Source organism: Burkholderia sp. Bp9140 (assembly GCF_003853425.1).
Classification (GTDB): Bacteria; Pseudomonadota; Gammaproteobacteria; order Burkholderiales; family Burkholderiaceae; genus Burkholderia.
The window spans coordinates 1-18,958 of the sequence record NZ_QTPQ01000072.1; the positions used below are offsets into that span (position 1 = coordinate 1).

Sequence of the window (18,958 nt, forward strand, 5' to 3'; positions counted from 1 at the left end):
CCAGGTATGACCGCCATCGATCGAGTATTCGACGGTGGCGCCGGTTTCGACACCGGCGAGATTCAACGTGCCGACATGGGTGATGTGGTCGGTGGAGCTGCTACCGGAATCGGTCGTCAACGCAACACCGGGTGCAGCGGCCGAGGTGTCGAGCGTGAAACTGAGCGAAGTCGGGTCCGATGTATTGCCCGCGATATCGGTCTGCCGGACCTGTACGTCGTTCACGCCCTCGATGGCGCTGAAGCTGGTGTTCCAGGTATGGCCGCCGTCGGTCGAGTATTCGACAACTGCGCCAGTTTCAACTCCGGATACGTTGAGTGTGCCGACGTTGGTGATGTGGTCGATGGGGCTGCTGCCGGAGTCGGTGGTCAACGCAACTCCGGGCGCAGCAGCCGAGGTATCGAGCGTGAAGCTGAACGACGTGGCCGACGACGAGTTGCCGGCAACATCGGTCTGCCGGGCCTGTACGTTGTTCAACCCTTCGACGGCGCTGAAGCTCGTGCTCCAATGCGAACCGCCATCGATGCTGTACTGCACGGTCGCACCGGTTTCGATACCGGTCACATTAAGTGTGCCGACGTTGGTGATGTGGTCTGTGGTGCTGTTGCCGGAATCGGTGGTCAACGCAACACCGGGTGCGGCAGCCGAGGTGTCGAGCGTGAAACTGAACGACGTCGGATCGGACGTGTTACCGGCGATATCGGTTTGCCGGACCTGTACGTCGTTCAGCCCTTCAACGGCGCTGAAGCTGGTGTTCCAGGTATGGCCGCCGTCGGTCGAGTATTCGACAACTGCGCCAGTCTCAATTCCGGATACGTTGAGTGTGCCGACGTGGGTGATATGGTCGGTCGAACTGCTGCCGGAGTCGGCGGTCAGCGCGACACTGGGTGCGGCAGCCGAGGTATCGAGGATGACGCTGAACGAAGTCGGATTCGACGTGTTGCCCGCGATATCGGTTTGCCGGACCTGTACGTCGTTCGTGCCTTCGACGACGCTGAAGCTGGTGTTCCAGGTATGACCGCCGTCGATCGAGTATTCGACAACTGCGCCGGTTTCGACACCGGTGAGATTCAACGTACCGACGTTGGTGACGTGGTCGATGGCACTGCTACCGGAGTCGGTCGTCAACGCAACACCGGGTGCAGCAGCCGACGTATCGAGCGTGAAACTGAACGACGTGGCCGACGAGGTGTTGCCCGCGACATCGACCTGCCGTACCTGCACGTTGTTCAACCCTTCGACGGTGCTGAAGCTCGTACTCCAATGCGCACCGTTGTCGACGCTGTACTGCACGGTGGTGCCCGTTTCGATACCGGTGACGTTCAGCGTACCGACATTGGTGATGTGGTCCGTAGCGCTACTACCCGAATCAACCGCCAGCGTCACCCCAGGCGCCGTCACGGCAGTCGTATCCAGCGTGAACGTACACGAAGACACGCATGACGCGTTGCCGGTCACATCGATCTGCCGCACCAGCACGGTATTCGTTCCTTCGACCGCGCTGAAACTCGTGTTCCAGTGCGCGCCGTTGTCGGTGCTGTACTGAACGGTCGCGCCGTGCGCCATCCCGCCGACCGACAGCGTACCGTCCGACGTGATGTTGTCGCTGGCCGACATCCCGGTGTCGTGCGCCAGTGCGACGACAGGCGCGGGCGGCGCGATGTCGACATAGGCCGTCGCCCAGCTCAGCGTACCGTTGCCCAGCCGGATCGCATACGTGAAGCTGTCCTGCGCGTAGCCCAGCGTGTTGAAGCTGTTCGACAACCACGAGGCGTCGAGATGGCTCGCGTCGTACCCGACCTTGCCGTCCGACGTGATCCAGATGTGCGCGCCGTGCGCGCTGAGGTCCGTGCTCACCGATTCCGCCCGGCCCGTATCCTGCGTCAGCAACGCGGTCTGTTCGAGCGCGACGGTCGTTTCGGTGCCGGAGTCGAGCGAGTAGAGCGTCTTGGCCGCGCCGCCGAGATCGTTCGCCATCACGTTCAGGTAGACGGTGGTGAGCGTATTGTCGGTGAGCCCCGTCTGAGCCGACGTAAACACGTCGTTCGTTGCCTGCGGCGTATTGCTGATGGAAACTGCGGTTCCGCTTGAAGTCGTCGCCATGTCGTGCTCCCCGTCCTGTCATGTTTTGATGCGGGCACTGCGCCGCCCGATGCGGCACGCGCCCGACGTACTGCAATCCGGTTCTCGTGTCAGCGCTCGCGCAACGCCATTTCCTTGGTCTTGATGACGGGCTTGAGCAGGTAATGCAGTACGGTACGGCGTCCGGTGCGGATGTCGACGGTCGCGATCATGCCCGGCACGATCGCGACCGGCTGGCTCTGGCCGCTCGGCTTGCTTTGCCGGGTACGCACCAGGACGCGGTAATAGCTGTCCGGTTTCTCGCCGGGACGGTCCGGCACGATCGTGTCGGCGCTGATGTCCTCGACGACGGCGGGAAAGCCGCCATAGATCGAGAAGTCGTACGCGGACAGCTTGACCGTCGCGTCCTGCCCCGGATGCAGGAATGCGATGTCCGACGGCCGCACGCGTGCTTCGATCAACAGCGTGTCGTCGAGCGGCACGATTTCCAGCAGGTCCATCCCCGGCTGGATCACGCCGCCCACGGTGTTGATCTTGATCTGCTTGACCATCCCCTTCAGCGGCGCGCGCACGAGCGTGCGCGTGACGCGGTCCTCGAGCGCGACGTTGGCCGCACTCAGCGCCGACTGATCGGCGCGCGCGAGGTTCAGTTCCTTCATCGCGTCGGCGCGAAAATGCGCGGTCGTTTCGTCGATTTTCTGGCGTGCCTCGCGATAGGCGGCCTCAAGCCGCGGCATCGCGAGCCGCGTCGCATCGAGGTCGCCCTTCATGTCGGTCGCCTGCCGCTCGAGTCGCAGCACCTCGACGTCCGATACCGCGCCTTTTGCCACCAGCGGGCTCGTCAACGCCAGCTCCTTCGCGACGAGCCCGTAGCTGCGCTGCAGCTGCGCCTCGCGCGAGCGCTTTTCCGCGAGCTCCTGCCGATGCTGTTCGGCCTGTTGCCTGAGCACGTCGAGATTGGCCTGCAATTCGCGGTGACGGGAATCGAACAACGAGCGTTCCTCGTCCAGCAGGCCCGGGTTCGTCCGTGCCAGGCGATCGGGCACGACGAACGCGGTGCCGTTCGCTTCGGCGCTCAGGCGCGCGATGCGGGCAAGGAGTGCGGCATCCTTCACCTGTCCTTCCTTGTACGACGACGTGAACCGCGTATCGTCGATGCGCATCAGCGGCTGGCCTTTCTGCACGACCTGGCCGACGCGCACCATGATCTCGGAGACGATCCCGCCCTCGAGGTTCTGCACCACCTGCACGCGGCTGGACGGGATCACCTTGCCTTCCCCGACGGTGACTTCGTCGACTTCCGCAAACGCGGCCCACAGGAGGGCGACGGCGAAGAACGCGAGCGTCGCCCAGAGGATCCAGTGGGTGAAGTAGCGCGGCCCCTCCATCGCGGCCGCGCAGCGCTCGCGCATGAACGCGGTATCGTCGGCGCGCGGCTTCAGCGCGGCGCCGATCCGCCCGCGCAGCGCCTTGAGCGCGGCAATGCGTTCCATCGTCGGCGCGCCGGCGCCGTCGGGTTCAGCCAGCAGCGACATGGAGCTTCCTCCCTGCAAGCGCCGCGAGGACCTGGTCCTTCGGACCATCGGCGACGACGCGGCCCTGATCCATCACGATCACGCGGTCGACGAGCGTGAGCAGCGACGGACGGTGCGTGACGAGCAGCAGCGTGCGGCCGGCCAACTGGACCGACAGGCGTGCCTTGAACAGCTCTTCGGAGCGGTTGTCCATTGCACTGCTGGGCTCGTCGAGCAACAGCACCGGCGGCGACAGCAGCATCGCGCGGGCGATCGCGACAGCCTGGCGCTGCCCGCCGGACAACGCTTCGCCGCGTTCGCCCACCGCGAGGTCGAAGCCGTTCGGCAAACGGTTGACGAAGTCCGCGACGCCGGCCACCTGCGCGGCGCGCAACACGGCGTCGTCGTCCGCGCCCGGCGTGCCCAGCACGATGTTGTCGCGCACGGTGCCGTTGAACAGCATCACGTCCTGCGGCACGTGACCGATCCCGCGCCGCAGCGTGGCAGGGTCGTACTGACGCAGTTCGACGCCATCGATCAGCACGTTGCCCGATGCAGGCGGGTAGAGACCGAGGACGAGTTTTTCGAGCGTGGTCTTGCCCGAGCCGACGCGCCCGATGATGCCGACGCGCTCGCCCGCGGCGATGCGGAACGACACGCCGTCGAGCGAGACGCCGCTCTGGCCGGGATACGCGAAGCTGACGTTGCGGAATTCGATCTCGCCCCGCAGTGCCGGCCGATGGACGAAGCGCTGCTCGGCCGGCCGCTCGCCGGGCAGGTTCATCACGCCGTCGATCGACGCCAGCGCGCTGCGCGACTGGTGGTAGCGGGTCAGCAGCGACGCCACCTGGCCCATCGGCGCGAGCGCGCGGCCGGTGAAGATGGTGCAGGCGATGAGTCCGCCCGTCGTGAGCCGGTCGTCGCCGATCATGTACACGCCGCACAGGACCACCGCGAGATAGGCCGCCTGCTGCGCGAACATCGCGAAATTGACCGCGCAGCCCGACAGCAGGCGCGACTTGAGCCCGAGCCGTGCGATCTCGCCAAGCAGTTGCTCCCAGCGCGCCTGCATCGGTCCTTCCGCGCCGTTGACCTTGATCGTCTCGAGGCCGACCAGCGTTTCGATCAGCAGCGCCTGGCGCTGGCTCGCGTGGCGCTGGCTGTCCTGGATGGTCCGCGCCAGCGGCCCCTGCACGGCCATGCCCGCGCCGATCACGAGCGGCAGTGCAAGCAGCGGCAGCCAGCCGAGGCCGCCGCCGACCCAGAACATCGCCGTGATGAACACGACCGAAAACGGCAGGTCGATCAGCGCCGCCGCGGTCGCCGAGGTGAGGAATTCCCGCACCGCTTCGAATTCCTGGATCTGCGAGGCGAACCCGCCGACGGACGGCGGCCGCGCAGCCATCCGGATGCCGAGCACCTTCTCGTACAGGTTTGCCGACAGGATCACGTCGATCTTCTTGCCGGCCACGTCGATGAAATAGCCGCGCAACGTGCGCATCACCACGTCGAACACGATCACGAGCGCGATGCCGGCCGCCAGCGCCCACAGCGTCTCGAGCGCCCGGTTCGGCACGACGCGGTCGTAGACGTTCATCGTGAACAGCGGCATCGCCAGCGCGAACAGGTTGACCAGCGTCGACGCGAGCATCACTTCGGCATAGATCGGCCACGATTGCGCAACCACCCCCCAGAACCAGTGGCGCGGGCGCGGCACGACGCTTTCCGTGTCGCGCGCATCGAACCGGTGGGCCGGACGCGCGAACAGCACGTGGCCGGCGTGGCGTTGCGCGAGTTCGGCCGCGTCGACGGCTTCCTCGCCGATGCCGGTTTCAGGAAGGATCACCTGCAGGGTGCCGCACGCGTTGCGGCGAACCAGCACGCAGGCTTGCCCGTCGTTGAGCAGCAGCACCGCGGGCAGCACCGCATCCGGGATGTCGGGCAGCGCGCGCCGGGCCAGTTTCGCCGAGAGGCCGGCGCGCGCCGCGGCCCGCACGAACAGCGCCGGGGTGAGGCGCCGGCCGGCGAGCGGCAGGCCGGCCACGAGCGTGTCGATGCCCACCGGCCGGTCGAACAGCCGCGTCAGCACGAGCAGGCAGCCCAGCAGCGGATCGTCGTCGATACCCGATCCGTGCGGCAGATTCCAATCGTGCGCGGCGCACGGCTCCCCGGCCGCGGCGGCGGCTTGCGTAGCGGCGGCCTGCATTACAGCACGCCGCCGGCCTGTTGACGGTTCGACCCGCGCAGCAGTTCGCCGCGTGCGCGCGTTCCCGCCGTCAAGCGCTCCGTCTTGCTCATGGCTCACCCCGATATTGTTTATCTGCTGTTCGTCGTCTGGTGCGACGGCTTGTGTTTGCGTCGAGCAACAGCAAGGAGCGGGCCAGATGCGGCGACTGGCCCGCGTGACGGGGAGGAGGGCGGCGTGCGCCGGCCGACAGCGGTATCCGAATGCCGATTTGGTTTCAGGTCTGATACGTTTCGCGTGTGCGAGCGCTGTGCGATTGCGTGCCGACGCACCGGCAACGGCATGCTGGAGAAGGCGCGAATGCTACCGCATCCGGGAAATGCGGCCGGCGCGGGGCCGGATCCGCAATCGAAAATGTTTCAGTCGTGAAACGTCGAGGTTTTAGGGGCGTATCGTAGGTGAATGCGTGGCGGTGAATGCGTCGAAGGCCGCGTCGATGCTGCGAAGTTCATCGTCGCCGCCGTCAATCCACCACCTTGAACACCCGGTTCTTCTCGATCACGCCGGCTTTCGGCAGCTTGCCGTCGCCCTCGGCTTCGGGCCGCAGATGCCGTTCGTCGAGCGCCGGCCCCGTATAGCGGCTGCGCGGCCGGATCACCTTGCCCACGCGCAACTGTTCGATGCAGTGGGCCAGCAGCCCGACGCTGCGCGCGATCGAGAACAGCCCGAAAGCCGCGTCGCGCGGCAACTGAAGCTGCACCGACAGCATCGCGAGCGCGACATCGATGGTCGGCCGCTGGCCGGTCAGTGTCATGACCTTGTCGATGAAGCGCGCCAGTTCCGCCGGCGGATCGAGCCGAGCCAGCAACGCGGCCGCCCGCGGATCTCCGTCGGGGTAGAGATGATGCCCGAAGCCGGGAATCGGGATCGCGGACTTCAGGTGATGATCGACCACGTGCCCGGCGCCGAGCCGTTCCACGTCGTCGAACACCGCGCGCACGCGCCCGGACGCATCGCCGTGCAGCGGACCTGACAACGTCGCGAGTCCGGTCAGCAGGCAGCCCGCGAGCGACGCGCCGGTCGATGCGGTGATGCGTGCGGCGAACGCCGAACTCGTGATCTCGTGATCGGCGACCAGCACCATCGCGCGGCGCAGCAGGTCCGCGCCCCGATCGTCCAGCCCCCAGCCCGCCGCGAGCCGCTGATGGATCCACGGCAGGCCCGCGTCGTCGTGCGCGCCGAACGCGCGAGAAACGATCGCGACGAGTTGACCGGCCTCGGTGTGCAGTGCGCTGTCGAGCCGGCCGAGCGTCGAGTGGCCGTGCGCCGCCAACGTGGCAAGCATCGTGAACGCGCACTGGCGATCGCGCTCGCCGGCCGGCAATGCAACCGCGGGCGCGTCGAACGACACGGGCGTGGTGGCATGCCAGAGCAGCGCGGCCGTTTCCTCGAGCGTGGCGGTGTCCGACAGTTGAATGCTGTCGCGGCCGCGATACCACGCACGGCCCTTGGAGAACGTGGTGATGCCGCTGTAGATGCACGGCTCGGCACCGAAGATCGTGCTTGCCGCCAGCGCCGCGCGCTTGCGGCCGACCTGTTTCTTGCGGCACAGCGCGATCACGTCCTCGGCGCGATACAGGCTCTTGCGCGGATCGTCGGGATCCTGCATCACGGCGATGCTGCCGCGGCTCGCATACGCATAGACGGTCTGCGCCCGCACGCCGAGCCGCCGCGCGGCTTCCGTCAGGGTGATCCAGTTGTGCATGGGGAGTCGTGATGAAGACGCGGCCGGTGCCCGGCCGCTTGCGCCGACTATAGACCGGGTTCAGCTGAATGTCATCTCGGCCGGGCGCCGCTCGAGCACCTCGACGAGGATCTCGCCGGGCGCGCGCACGAAACAGCCGCGCACGCCGGCACGGATCCGCGTCACGGGCTGGACGATCTCGGCGCCGTGCTCGACCAGGTGTGCGTACGCGGCATCGAGATCCTCGACCCGCACGCCGAAGTGATCGATGCCTTGCGCGCGCGCGCCGTCGGGCACGGCGGCCGATCGCGCGTCGGGCAGGGCCGTGATGAACAGGTTGATGGTGCCGATCCGCAAGTCGACGCGGCCGGGGCGCCGCACGATTTCGGCGTTCAGGCAGCGCGCGAACCACGCGGCGGTGGCCTCGGCGTCAGCCGAGCAGAGTTGCAGGTGATCCCATTTGAATTCGATCATGATCGTGGGCCGGATGGGGTTGAGCCGCCTGAGCGGCAGGCAAAGGGAGTCGGACGGGGTCAGAGTTCGATGCGCGACAGCTTGCCGAGCAGCAAGGAGTACGACAGCGTGCCGACGAGGCAGATCGCACCCATCAGGTTCAGCGCCCAGAAGAAGTTGCCGGTGTGCTGGGTCACGTAGCCGATCATCAGCGGCGTGGTGACGGCCGCGATATTGGCTGCGAGGCTCGTGATGCTGCTGGTGAGCCCGACATAGCGTTTCGGCGCGATCTCGGAGACGGCGGCCCAGGACATCGAGCCGATCCCTTGCGCGAAGAACGCGACGGTCAGGATCGCGATCACCAGCGCGTTCGAGTGCACGAAATTGACGAGCACGATCGACGCGCCGAGGAAGGTGCCGATCACGAGCGGGGCCTTGCGGGACGACGACATCGACACGCCGCGCCGGATGCACAGATCGGACAGGTAGCCGGCGATCAGGATCCCCAGCGTCGCGCCGATGAACGGCATTGCCTGAAAGAGGCCGACCTTGATCATCGACATGTGCCGTTCCTCGACCAGGTAGGTCATGAACCAGGTCGTGAAGAACACCAGCAGCGTGTTGTTGCAGAACTTGCCGAGACAGATCGCGAGGATCTGCCGATAGCCGAGCAGGCGCAACGCCATGCGCCAGTCGAACGGATCGCGTGCGGTCACGACCGGGCGCCCTTCGGTGATGTACTGCAGTTCGGCCGCATTGACGCCGCGATGCCGCGACGGATCGCGATAGAGCCGGTACCAGACGACGCTGAACAGGATGCCGAAGCCGCCGGTCGCAAAGAACACGGCGCGCCAGCCGAATGCCGACGAGATCCACAGCAGCAGCCCGGTGAAGAGCGGCGTGCCGATGTACTGGCCCATCACGTAGACGCTGGTCGCGAAGCCGCGCTCCTGGACCGGGAACCACATCGTCACCGCGCGGGCGTTCGACGGAAACGCCGGCGCCTCCAGCGCGCCCATAGCAAGACGCGAGCCGAGCAGCATCTGGTAGCCGTGCGCGAGCCCTTGCGTCAGCGTCGCCAGCGACCAGCCGACCAGCGACAGCGCATAGGCGACGCGCGAGCCGAGCATGTCGGCGAGCACGCCCGCCGGCAGCAGCGCGATCGAGTACGCCAGGCCGAACACGGCGAACAGTTCACCCATCTGGACGCGGGTGAGCGCGAGATCCTTCGACAGGGCCGGTGCGACGATGCCGAGTGCCGAGCGGTCGACGTAGTTGAGGATGGTTGCCACCAACAGCATCGACAGCACGCCGTAGCGCACGCGCGATCTCCTGGCCAGGCCCGCGTGCGAGTCGAACTCGCGCATGACCGAAACCTGCTCTTCCGCGGTTTTCAATGTCGTCTCCTTATATCTCGTGATGGGTGGGCCGGCGTGTTGTTGTCGTGTGCGCCGGCGATCGTCCGGTCAGCCGCGCCCGACGAAGGGCATCGCGCTCGCCATGATCGTCATGTTCAGAATGTTCGCTTCGAGCGGTAGGCTTGCCATCTGCACGATGGCGTGCGCAACGTGCGCGACGTCGACGCGCGGCTCGGGCGCGACGCGGCCGTCGGCTTGCAGCACGCCGCTGTTCATGCGCTCGGTCAGCGACGTGGCGGCGTTGCCGATGTCGATCTGGCCGCATGCGATGTTGAACGGGCGGCCGTCGAGCGCGAGCGAGCGCGTGATGCCGAGGACGGCATGCTTGGTGGCCGTGTACGCGATCGTGTTCGGACGTGGCGTGTGCGCCGAGATCGACCCGTTGTTGATGATGCGGCCGCCTTGCGGGGCCTGGCGCTTCATCTGGCGCCACGCGGCGCGTGCGCACAGGAACACGCCCGTCAGGTTGGTCGCGACCACGTCGTTCCAGAATTCGAGCGAGTAGTCGTCGAGCGGCACGGCGCCCGCGTTGCGGCCGGCGTTGTTGAACAGCACGTCGAGGCGCCCGAACTCGCGCTCGATCCGTGCGAAGCCCGCGTCCACAGATGCCTCGTCGGCGACGTCGGCCGGGATCGCCGCGGCCACGCCGCCGGCCTGCTCGATGATCTCCTTCGTATCAAGAAGCGGCTCGATGCGCCTGCCGAGCAACGCCACGCCGAAGCCGGCTCGCGCCAGCGCGACGGCCGCTGCCTGGCCGATTCCGGTGCCGGCGCCCGTCACTGCCGCGATTTTCTTCCGTGCCTGCATTTTCACGACCTCTTCTTCAGTCCGTTGAACATGCAAAAAGCATTGCGCGGTGGCGATTCCCCAGCAATCTTGATTCTTTCAATCAATATCAACCGCCCCGTCGGGACGGGGTGGCGTCAGGGTTTTCCTGAGATCGCGGGCACGTCGTTTAGGGGGCCGTCACGGCGTGGTGCGCATCGTGCGACGCAACCGAACTGGCCCTGCAGGCAGGTGGTCGATGCCGCACGGACACGTTGATTGAATCAATCAATATTGACCCGCGTCGCGTGCGCTTCGTAGGCTGTGCTCCGTTTTCCGATCCAAGGACGAGACCATGCCTGACAACAATCGCCCCCGCCTGCTGGTAGCGCGACGGGTTCCCGCGGCCGTGGCCGCACGTGCCGAAACCGAATTCCATGCGTACGTGACGGACGTCGACATGGACGCGCCGTCCGTCGTCGCGTTCTGCAATCGCCACGAAACGCCGGCGGTGCTGATCGGCAAGAAATCGGGGCTGCAGGCCGAGCACATCGCGGCATTGCCGCCGAGCGTGAAGATCATCGCGAACGCGAGCGCCGGCTACGACCACATGGATGTGGCGGCCGCGCGTGCACGCGGGATCGTGGTCAGCAATGCGCCCGACGCGCTGACCGATTGCACGGCCGATTTCACGATGCTGCTCGTTCTGGCCGCGTGCCGGCGCGCATCGGAGTACGAGCGCATCATGCGCGCGGGGTGGGGCAAGTCGTTCGGCATGACCGACATGCTCGGCACGCGCGTGAACGGCAAGACGCTCGGGATCGTCGGCTTCGGCCGGATCGGCCGCGCGGTCGCGCAGCGCGCACGCGGCTTCGGGATGCGGATCGTCTATACCGACCGGCGGCCGGCACCGCCCGAGATCGAGGCGGGCGCGCGCTATTGCGCGGATCTCGACACGCTGCTGCCGCAGTGCGACATCCTCACGCTGCACGTGCCGGGCGGCGGCACGCCGTTGATGACGCGCCGCGAATTCGGCTTGTTGCGCGATGGTGCGGTGTTCGTCAACGCGGCGCGCGGGAGCCTCGTCGACGAGGACGCGCTGTACGACGCGTTGACGTCGCGGCGCCTGTTCGGCGCGGGGCTCGATGTCTATCGCAACGAGCCCAACATCGATCCGCGCTTCGCCATGCTCGACAATGTGTTCCTGTCTCCGCACATGGCCAGCGCGACGATCGAGACGCGGGATCAGATGGGTTTTACCGCGCTCGATAACGTCGCGGCGGTGCTTGACGGGAGGGCGGCGCCGAACGCGTTGTGACGGGGACTGCCGTGCAACTCGGCCATGCCGGTGCTGCCGATGACGGCAAGCGCCGGCATGTCGGTCCCTTACTTCAACGCCCCCTCGGCCACCAGCACTTCATGCGCGGCCTTGAACGCACTGAGCCCGTGCGGGATGCCCGAATAAGCGGTCGCGTGCAGCAGCGTCGCCTTGATCTCGTCGACGCTCACGCCGTTGTTGAGCGCACCCTTCACATGCAGCTTGAGTTCGTTCGTATGGCCGCCGGCGGTCAGCATCGCGAGGTTGAGCAGGCTGCGCGTCTTGCGGTCGAGCGTGTCGTCGCCCCATGCCCAGCCCCACGCCCAGGCAGTGGTGGCCCGCTGGAACGCCATCATGAAGGCGTCGGCCTTCTCCATCGACGCATCGACGTATTCGGGGCCGAGTACTTCCCGGCGGATCGGCAAGCCTTTCTGAAACAGCGCGTCGTCTTCATTCATGATTGATCTCCTTCGTTAATCCAAAGCCCCGGCGCCTGCCGGACACCGGCCGCGCGCACGCGAGGCGTCCTTCGACGCGAACAGGTAGCAAGCCAGCGCGGTGGCGACGAGGCCCACCATCCACGACACGTCCGCGCCACCGAGAATCGACGCCCATGGGCCGTGGAAGAAGCTTTCCTCCATGAACGGCACCTGGACCGCGACGCCGAACACGTAGATCGCAATGGCCTTGACGTTGAACGAACCATACACGCCGCCATTGCTGCTGATGATCTCCGCGACGCGGTAATGCCGATTGTTGACCAGGTAGAAGTCGATCAGGTTAATCGCGATCCACGGCGCCAGCACGATGCGCAACGCGAAGATCGCGTCGAGGAAGATCGCGATGAAGTTGCTCGACGCCCACAGTGCGGTCGCGGTCGACGCCACCAGCAGCACCGCCGACACGACGACGCGCACGTTGCGGCCGGGCACCCAGTGCGGACGGAACGTCTGCGCGGCGGTGATGAACGACAGCACCGCGCCATACAGGTTCATCCCGTTGTGGCCGATGATGTTGACCAGGAACAGGAAGATCAGCACGTAGCCGAACGCACCGGTCTGTTCGCGGACCGCCTGCATCGCGTCGGTCGAATGCCCGGTGCTGACGGCGAGCACGCCGAACAGGAACGCGAAGATCGTGCCCAGCGACGTGCCGAAATACGTATACGCAAAGGTCTTCGCGAATCCGGCGGACGTCGGCAGATAGCGCGAATAGTCGGACGTATAGGGCGCGAAGCTGATCTGCCACACCGCGCACAGCCCGAACATCGCGAACCAGTTGGCGAGATCGAAATGGCCCTGCTGGAAGATCCGCGCGTCGAGGCCCGGGGCCATCAGTGCGATGCCGATCAAGAGCGCGCCGCCCATGAACCACGCGCCGATCTTGTTGAAGCGATGGATGAAGTGACAGCCGATCACGCCGACCAGCGTCGCGAGCACCGCGCCGATGACGGTCGCGACCGGCACGGGCACCGCGGGCGCGGCCGTGTGGAGCGTCTTGCCCGCGAGAATGATGTTCGACACGAAGAAGCCGAGGTAGATCAGCGTCGTGAATCCCACCACCAGCAGCGACCCGTAGCGGCCGAACTGCGCGCGGCTCTGGATCATCTGCGGCACGCCGACGAGCGGCCCCTGCGCGGAGGTGAGCGCATGGAAGATCGCGCCAAAGCATTGCCCGGCCGCGATCGCGAGAATCGCGCTGACCAGGTCGAGGTGGAACACCAGCACCGACGTGGCGCCCGAGATCACGGCCAGCGGTGCGACGTTGGTGCAGAACCACAGGGTGAAGAGGTCGGCCGGCTTGCCGTGCCGCGCCTCCGGGGGAACATATTCGATCGAGTTGCTTTCGATGGCGAGAACGCTGCCGTCGCTTTCCTGCTGGGTCATGCTGTCTCCATTTTTATTGCCGGGACCATGCCGCGCCGCACGCGCTCACCGGCGCGGTGCGGCATGGCACGACATGGCTTCTGCGGCTTTGAATCGATACTGCAGGCGAATGCGTACCCGCTCAACGCATCACGAACGGGTCGCTGATCGGCTCGTCCGACGTGCGCAGCCACACGGATTTCGTCGTCGTGTATTCGAGCGCGGCGCTCAGGCCGCCTTCACGGCCGTGCCCGGACAGGCCGAAGCCGCCGAACGGCACGAGCGGCGACACCGCCCGATAGGTGTTGATCCACACGATGCCCGAGCGCACGCGCTTCGACACGCGGTGCGCACGCGTGAGATTGGTCGTGAAGATGCCGGCGGCGAGACCGTAGGCCGTGCTGTTGGCTTTTTCGATCGCTTCCTGCTCGGAGTCGAACGTGTCGACCGACAGCACCGGGCCGAACAGTTCCGTCGTGATGCTGTCCGCTTGCTCGACGCCGGTGCAGTCGAGGATCGTCGGCGCGTAGTAGTACCCGTCGCGCTCCAGCTGCTTCCCGCCGGCGAGCACTTTCGCGCCCTGGCGCACCGAGCTCGCGACGACCGCCTCGATGTTGCGAAGCTGGCGCTCGGTGCACAGCGGGCCGTACTCCGTTTCCCGCTCGTTGGGCAACCCCACGCGAATGCGCGACACGCGCTCGACCAGCAGGGCAAGGAAGCGGTCCTTCACGGACGCCTCGATCAGCAGACGCGAACCCGCGACGCAGCTCTGGCCGCTCGCCGCGAAGATCGCGGCGACCTGCGCATTCACCGCGCTCTGGATGTCGGTATCGGCGAACACGATGAACGGCGACTTGCCGCCGAGCTCCAGCGACACCTTCGCGAGATTGCTGGCCGTGTTCCGCACGATGTGGCGCGCGGTTTCGGGGCCGCCGGTGAACGCGACCTTGTCCACGCCCGGATGGCCGCTCAGCACCGCGCCGCATTCCGGGCCGAAGCCGGTGATGACGTTGACGACGCCCGGCGGAAACCCGGCTTCGTGCACGAGGCGCGCGAACTCGAGCAACGGCCCCGGCGCTTCCTCGGAAGCCTTGAGCACCACCGTGCAGCCGGCCGCGAGCGCCGGGCCGACCTTGACCGCTGACAGGAACAGCTGGCTGTTCCAGGGCACGATCGCGGCGACCACGCCGACCGGCTGACGCTCGAGCCACACCTGCATGTCGGGCTTGTCGACGGGGATGCTGCTGCCTTCGAGCTTGTCGGCGATACCGGCGTAGTAGCGGTAATACTCGGCGACATACGCGATCTGGCTCGACGTTTCCCGGATGATTTTGCCGGTGTCGTTCGTTTCGATTTCGGCGAGCCGCGGCGCGGCTCGTTCGACGAGATCGGCGAGCCTGTACAGCAGCTTGCCGCGCGCCGATGCCGAAAGCCCCGCCCAGGCCGGATCGGTCAAAGCGCGGCCGGCCGCCGTGACCGCGCGGTTGACCTCGTCGGTGCGCGCTTCGGGCATCTGCGCCCATACGGCGCCGGTAGCCGGATTGATGCTGCCGAAGGTTGCGGCGCCGGGCTCGAACTTCCCGTCGATATATAGCTGAAAGTGCGCATTCATGGCGTCGTCCCCTTATTGGAACGCAGGCATCACGTCGCGGATCATCCGTTCGAGCGACGCCTTCTTGCGCTCGAAGCTCATGCCGGTATCGATCCAGAACGAGTACTCGTCGAAGCCGAGCGCTTCGTAGGCCTTCAGACGCTCGATGACCTCGGCGGGCGTGCCGATCACGTTGTTCTTGCGCATCGCTTCCGGCGTGTAGAACGGATGCGCGGCGATTTCGTCGCGGCTCAGCGGCTTGATCATCCCGCGGCTGATCGGCCGCTCGTTCTTGAACCACGCGCCGAAGTAGTTGTAGAACACGTTGACTTCGTCGGCGGCCACTTGCGCGTCGTCCTCGCTGCTCGCCACGTAGGTGTGACGCAGCAGCATGATCTGCGGGCGCGGCACGTCGGGGAATTTCTCGCACGCGGCGTTGAAGTGGCCGACCAGCTTCTCGACTTCCTCGTCGCCCAGGTGCAGCGGCGTGACCTGCACGTTGCAGCCGTTGGCCACCGCGAACTCGTGGCTGTTCGGGTCGCGCGCGGCCACCCAGATCGGCGGATGCGGTTGCTGCAGCGGCAGCGGCGACGACGTCGTCGACGGGAATTGCCAGAACTCGCCGTCATGCGCGTAATCGCCTTCCCACAGTTTCTTCACCGCGGGAATGAGTTCGCGCATGCGCTGGCCGGCACCCCACGCGTCGAGGCCCGGCATCAGGCGCTCGTATTCGAACGAGTATGCGCCGCGCGCGATCCCGAGTTCCAGGCGTCCGCCCGAGATGATGTCGGTCATCGCGGCTTCGCCGGCGAGCTTGATCGGGTGCCAGAACGGTGCGATGACCGTGCCCGTGCCCAGCCGCACGCGCTTCGTCTTGTTGGCGAGATCGGCGAGGTTGATGAACGGGTTCGGCGCGATCGTGAAATCCATGCCGTGGTGCTCGCCGGTCCAGACGGCGTGCATGCCGCCGCGATCGGCGATCTGGCACAGCTCGACCATCTCGTCGTACAGCTGCTTTTGGCTGGTCTGGTCGGAGACGCGCTCCATGTGAACGAAAAGCGAAAAACGCATGATGTGACCTTTCAGGAAAGAAGCGGGCGGACGGTGCCGGTGCTGTGGTCGCCGAAGTAGAGGCCGTAGCTCTTCAACTGGCTCTCCTTGCGATAGCGCTCGAGCATGCTGGCGAGGGCGCTGTCCTGGAACGCGTCGGCCTCGATGTTCTCGAGGCTCACGAATTCGCCGGCGGCCGCCACTTCGTCCGGTGCGCTGCAGAGGAACGAGATGTACTGGTAGTGCGTCTCAGTGTTGTTGTAGACCGAATAAATGAAGCTTGCCGAAGCGTCCGGCTGGTATTGTCGGAAGAGTTCGGCGAGCGCCTTGTCGGCGCCTTCGTTGCCGATTTCCTTGGTCGGCAGCGCCCACTTGCCGTCGGCCGTCTTCACCATGAGCACCTTGTCGTCGCGCGTGATGATCGCGCTCACGATCACCTTCGGGCCGGCGATGACTTCGGCCGACAGCTTCGCCGGCGTGAAATAGCCGCCGCGGTAATAGCCGAGCCCCGCGTAGCCGGCCGAATGGAACGCCTCGACCTTGCCGACGATGAGCGCGTGATCGCCCGCGTCGATCACCGCGTGCGTCGTGCAGTCGAACCACGCGCTGACGTCGTCGATCAGCGGGTTGCGATGCGCGCTCAGGTGCCAGCCGACCTGCGCGAAGCGATCGTCGCTCGGTCGCGCGAAGGTGTTCGACAGGTCCTTTTGCCCTTCCGCGAGGATGTTGATCGCAAAGTGGCCCGTGGTGGAGAACGTCTGGAAATTGCTCGACGTCTTCGCGATGCTGACGAGCAGCAGCGCGGGGTCCAGCGACACGGACGAGAACGAGTTCGCGGTGAACCCGAGCGGCTGGCCGTCGTCACGCGCGGTGGTGACGATCGTCACGCCGGTCATGAACGCGCCGAACGCATCGCGCAGCTCGCGGGTGTTGATCGTCGGGACTTCCTGGCGGGTTGCTTGGCTCATGTCACACTTCCGATTTCAGGGTTTCCGCCTGCGGCACGGTCTGCAACCAGGCACGCAGGGAGCGATTGACTTCCTCGGGCGCGGTCAGGTTCACCATGTGGCGCTCGTTCTCGATCACGACGGCCTTGCCGTCATGCGCGGCCTGCGCCATCTGCCGGGCCATCTCGGGCGTCGAATTCGGGTCGTCCGATCCGGTGAGCACGAGGGCCGGGCAGGCAATCCGGTGCCAGCCGTCGGCATACACCTCGTCGCCCTTCGCGAACGCGGTGTACGCGGTGGCGTAGCCCGCCAGGTCGACGGACTGCAACCACGCTTCCACCTTGTGCGCGGCGGCCTGCTGCGCTTCCTCCGCGTTGAACCAGCGCCGCAGCGGCGTATCGACGTCGATGGTGCCCGAGCGCAGTTCGGCGGCGCGTTGCAGGACGGCTTCGCGCGCCTGCTCGGTGCGGCGGTACACACCGTTCAGGACTGCCACGCGCTTGACCAGATCGGGCCGCGTCACCGCGACGCCGGCGGCGATCAGCGAGCCCATCGAGTGGCCGGCCAGGTTGACGGGGCCGACCTGCAGCGCCTCGATGAACTCGATCGCCCACTGCACGAACTGCTGCAGGTCGGCGTCGGTGTCGAGCGCATCGCTCATGCCGTGGCCCGGCATGTCGACGGAGATCACGCGGAAATCGCGCGACAGGTCGTCGATCTGCGGATACCACGCGCTCGCCTGCATGCCCACGCCGTGGATCAGCACCAGCGGTTCGCCGGCACCCTGGTCGAGGTAGTGGACGATGCGCTTATTTGACAGCGGCAGGGTTCTTGACGTCATTTCCGAGCTCTGCGAGATCTTTGTAGCGGTCGCCGATGCGGTGATGCGGACGGCCGGCGGTGGCGGCGCCGATGGCGATGACCAGTTCGTCGGCGGCCGGTGCGTCCGCAATCGAGAACTGGAGCGTCAGATAGTGCGAGCGGCGGCCTTCGTCGTTCTTGTCCATCATCGGAATCAACAGCGGCGCATTGGCCGGGCCGCGCGTGTTGTTGAACGCGAGGTACGACTTGGCGCCCACGGCCGTGCGATAGGTGTTGCCGAAGTGCAGCGTGTGGATCAGCGCGGACGCATGCTCGATTTCACCGTCGAGGCCGACGATCGCGCTCTTGCCGAACGCTTCGACCGCGTCGCCTGAACCGGCTTCGTCGAGGATCATCTTCGTCAGGTGTTCGCTGAGCTGCGGCGCGAGCGCGCGGATCTCCGGCGACAGGTCCTCGACGTACCCGCGGCCTGCCCACGGGTTCTTGATCACGGCGACCGCCCCGATCATCTTCAGCGGCTTGGCAGCGACCTTGTCGCCGTCCACGTAGAGCGTCTCGACATGGAGGACGGATTTCCGAATCAGGCTCATGGCACCTTCCTTTCGTGCGTTGATTGTGGGATTCATTGTGGTATACCATGTTACGGCATGCCATGAGTGTTAACCCGTGTCTGGGAATTTCCCGAAACTGGAGGCGAGAAATGAGTGCGTACTGGATTGCCCGCGTGCAGGTGCTGGACCCCGTGAAATACAAGGACTACACGGACCTCGCGCCGCAGGCGTTCAGGAAGTTCGGCGCCGTGTTCCTGGCGCGCGGCGGGGCATCGCAGGTACTGGAGGGGGACTCGTTCGAGCGCCACGTCGTGATCCGCTTCCCGGATATGGAGACGGCGCTCGCGTGCTATCACTCGCCCGAATACCAGGCGGCGAAGGCGAAGCGGGATGGACATTGCCGCGCCCAGATCGCGATCGTCGAGGGGTTCGAGGGCTGATCGCGTGGTAGTTGTTTGCAAACGGAACCTGTTCTGACGTAGCTCGCTAAGTAGCTGTTTTGTATGAGGATTCGTCTTTCCCCGCAATTACATGTTTGCAAGCATATTTGGTCTGGCGCGGGGGGGGGGGGGGGGGGGAAAAACGGTTTTCAAATGGAATTTTTTAGTAATTGCATTGGGTGTGGGCAGGCCGGGCGGCAAGACCAATGTGGG

General features: G+C 66.0%; 16 protein-coding genes. 2 read left to right on the forward strand and 14 right to left on the reverse strand.

Annotated elements, in window-relative coordinates:
- The 7 genes from DIE21_RS35830 to DIE21_RS35860 form a co-directional block, all read right to left on the reverse strand.
- Positions 1-1,890, reverse strand: a 1,890-nt coding sequence (locus DIE21_RS35830) for an Ig-like domain-containing protein (protein ID WP_260432604.1), incomplete at its 3' end; no start/stop codon positions are given.
- A 302-nt stretch (positions 1,891-2,192) separates the two neighbouring features.
- Complete coding sequence (locus tag DIE21_RS35835) at positions 2,193-3,617, reverse strand: HlyD family type I secretion periplasmic adaptor subunit (protein WP_124502065.1); 1,425 nt, start codon at positions 3,615-3,617, stop codon at positions 2,193-2,195.
- Positions 3,601-5,802: a type I secretion system permease/ATPase gene (locus DIE21_RS35840; RefSeq protein WP_124502066.1), complete on the reverse strand. Its 2,202-nt coding sequence runs from the start codon at positions 5,800-5,802 to the stop codon at positions 3,601-3,603. Before DIE21_RS35840 ends, DIE21_RS35835 begins: the two co-directional genes overlap by 17 nt.
- A gap of 502 nt (positions 5,803-6,304) precedes the next feature.
- Positions 6,305-7,546: a citrate/2-methylcitrate synthase gene (locus DIE21_RS35845; RefSeq protein ID WP_124502067.1), complete on the reverse strand. Its 1,242-nt coding sequence runs from the start codon at positions 7,544-7,546 to the stop codon at positions 6,305-6,307.
- Positions 7,547-7,606: 60 nt separating this feature from the next.
- Positions 7,607-7,999, reverse strand: a complete 393-nt coding sequence (locus DIE21_RS35850) for a VOC family protein (protein ID WP_124502068.1) — start codon at positions 7,997-7,999, stop codon at positions 7,607-7,609.
- 59 nt (positions 8,000-8,058) lie between these two features.
- Entirely contained in the window at positions 8,059-9,345 is a 1,287-nt protein-coding gene (locus tag DIE21_RS35855; protein WP_124502077.1) for an MFS transporter, read from the reverse strand.
- A gap of 99 nt (positions 9,346-9,444) precedes the next feature.
- Positions 9,445-10,203 carry an SDR family oxidoreductase gene (locus tag DIE21_RS35860; protein WP_124502078.1) on the reverse strand — a complete coding sequence of 253 codons (759 nt, stop codon included), beginning with the start codon at positions 10,201-10,203 and terminating at the stop codon, positions 9,445-9,447.
- A gap of 313 nt (positions 10,204-10,516) precedes the next feature.
- Here DIE21_RS35860 and DIE21_RS35865 point away from each other — a divergent pair, with 313 nt between their 5' ends.
- Positions 10,517-11,479, forward strand: coding sequence for a D-glycerate dehydrogenase (locus DIE21_RS35865; protein ID WP_124502069.1), 963 nt, complete (start codon positions 10,517-10,519; stop codon positions 11,477-11,479).
- Between the two features lie 68 nt (positions 11,480-11,547).
- On the opposite strand, the gene DIE21_RS35870 is transcribed toward DIE21_RS35865, so the two are convergent.
- From DIE21_RS35870 to DIE21_RS35900, 7 genes are all read right to left on the reverse strand, one after another.
- Entirely contained in the window at positions 11,548-11,937 is a 390-nt protein-coding gene (locus DIE21_RS35870) for a carboxymuconolactone decarboxylase family protein (protein WP_059516993.1), read from the reverse strand.
- Between the two features lie 15 nt (positions 11,938-11,952).
- Positions 11,953-13,365, reverse strand: a complete 1,413-nt coding sequence (locus DIE21_RS35875) for a cytosine permease (RefSeq protein ID WP_124502070.1) — start codon at positions 13,363-13,365, stop codon at positions 11,953-11,955.
- Positions 13,366-13,486: 121 nt separating this feature from the next.
- On the reverse strand, positions 13,487-14,956 hold the full coding sequence (locus DIE21_RS35880; RefSeq protein ID WP_124502071.1) for an aldehyde dehydrogenase: 1,470 nt from the start codon (positions 14,954-14,956) through the stop codon (positions 13,487-13,489).
- Positions 14,957-14,968: 12 nt separating this feature from the next.
- Positions 14,969-16,006: an LLM class flavin-dependent oxidoreductase gene (locus DIE21_RS35885; protein ID WP_124502072.1), complete on the reverse strand. Its 1,038-nt coding sequence runs from the start codon at positions 16,004-16,006 to the stop codon at positions 14,969-14,971.
- An 11-nt stretch (positions 16,007-16,017) separates the two neighbouring features.
- The gene (locus DIE21_RS35890) at positions 16,018-16,953 is read right to left on the reverse strand and encodes a flavin reductase (RefSeq protein ID WP_124502073.1); all 936 of its coding nucleotides are present in this window, start codon (positions 16,951-16,953) and stop codon (positions 16,018-16,020) included.
- 1 nt (position 16,954) lies between these two features.
- Positions 16,955-17,773, reverse strand: coding sequence for an alpha/beta fold hydrolase (locus tag DIE21_RS35895; protein WP_124502074.1), 819 nt, complete (start codon positions 17,771-17,773; stop codon positions 16,955-16,957).
- Positions 17,742-18,344, reverse strand: coding sequence for an amino acid synthesis family protein (locus DIE21_RS35900; protein WP_124502075.1), 603 nt, complete (start codon positions 18,342-18,344; stop codon positions 17,742-17,744). The genes DIE21_RS35895 and DIE21_RS35900 overlap by 32 nt, the downstream gene beginning before the upstream one ends.
- Positions 18,345-18,454: 110 nt before the next feature.
- On the opposite strand from DIE21_RS35900, the gene DIE21_RS35905 reads away from it, so the two are divergent.
- Positions 18,455-18,745 (forward strand): DUF1330 domain-containing protein, encoded by a 291-nt coding sequence (locus tag DIE21_RS35905; RefSeq protein ID WP_124502076.1) that lies wholly within the window; start codon positions 18,455-18,457, stop codon positions 18,743-18,745.
- The last annotated feature ends 213 nt before the right edge of the window (positions 18,746-18,958 follow it).

Excerpts from the sequence above, each read along its gene's own strand:
- DIE21_RS35840 (WP_124502066.1), bottom strand. The coding sequence starts at position 5,802 with ATGCAGGCCGCCGCTACGCAAGCCGCCGCCGCGGCCGGGGAGCCGTGC.
- DIE21_RS35850 (WP_124502068.1), bottom strand. The coding sequence starts at position 7,999 with ATGATCGAATTCAAATGGGATCACCTGCAACTCTGCTCGGCTGACGCC.
- DIE21_RS35855 (WP_124502077.1), bottom strand. The coding sequence starts at position 9,345 with ATGCGCGAGTTCGACTCGCACGCGGGCCTGGCCAGGAGATCGCGCGTG.
- DIE21_RS35865 (WP_124502069.1), top strand. The coding sequence starts at position 10,517 with ATGCCTGACAACAATCGCCCCCGCCTGCTGGTAGCGCGACGGGTTCCC.
- DIE21_RS35900 (WP_124502075.1), bottom strand. The coding sequence starts at position 18,344 with ATGAGCCTGATTCGGAAATCCGTCCTCCATGTCGAGACGCTCTACGTG.
- DIE21_RS35905 (WP_124502076.1), top strand. The coding sequence starts at position 18,455 with ATGAGTGCGTACTGGATTGCCCGCGTGCAGGTGCTGGACCCCGTGAAA.
- DIE21_RS35880 (WP_124502071.1), bottom strand. The coding sequence starts at position 14,956 with ATGAATGCGCACTTTCAGCTATATATCGACGGGAAGTTCGAGCCCGGC.
- DIE21_RS35845 (WP_124502067.1), bottom strand. The coding sequence starts at position 7,546 with ATGCACAACTGGATCACCCTGACGGAAGCCGCGCGGCGGCTCGGCGTG.
- DIE21_RS35870 (WP_059516993.1), bottom strand. The coding sequence starts at position 11,937 with ATGAATGAAGACGACGCGCTGTTTCAGAAAGGCTTGCCGATCCGCCGG.
- DIE21_RS35860 (WP_124502078.1), bottom strand. The coding sequence starts at position 10,203 with ATGCAGGCACGGAAGAAAATCGCGGCAGTGACGGGCGCCGGCACCGGA.
- DIE21_RS35885 (WP_124502072.1), bottom strand. The coding sequence starts at position 16,006 with ATGCGTTTTTCGCTTTTCGTTCACATGGAGCGCGTCTCCGACCAGACC.
- DIE21_RS35890 (WP_124502073.1), bottom strand. The coding sequence starts at position 16,953 with ATGAGCCAAGCAACCCGCCAGGAAGTCCCGACGATCAACACCCGCGAG.
- DIE21_RS35875 (WP_124502070.1), bottom strand. The coding sequence starts at position 13,365 with ATGACCCAGCAGGAAAGCGACGGCAGCGTTCTCGCCATCGAAAGCAAC.
- DIE21_RS35895 (WP_124502074.1), bottom strand. The coding sequence starts at position 17,773 with ATGACGTCAAGAACCCTGCCGCTGTCAAATAAGCGCATCGTCCACTAC.
- DIE21_RS35835 (WP_124502065.1), bottom strand. The coding sequence starts at position 3,617 with ATGTCGCTGCTGGCTGAACCCGACGGCGCCGGCGCGCCGACGATGGAA.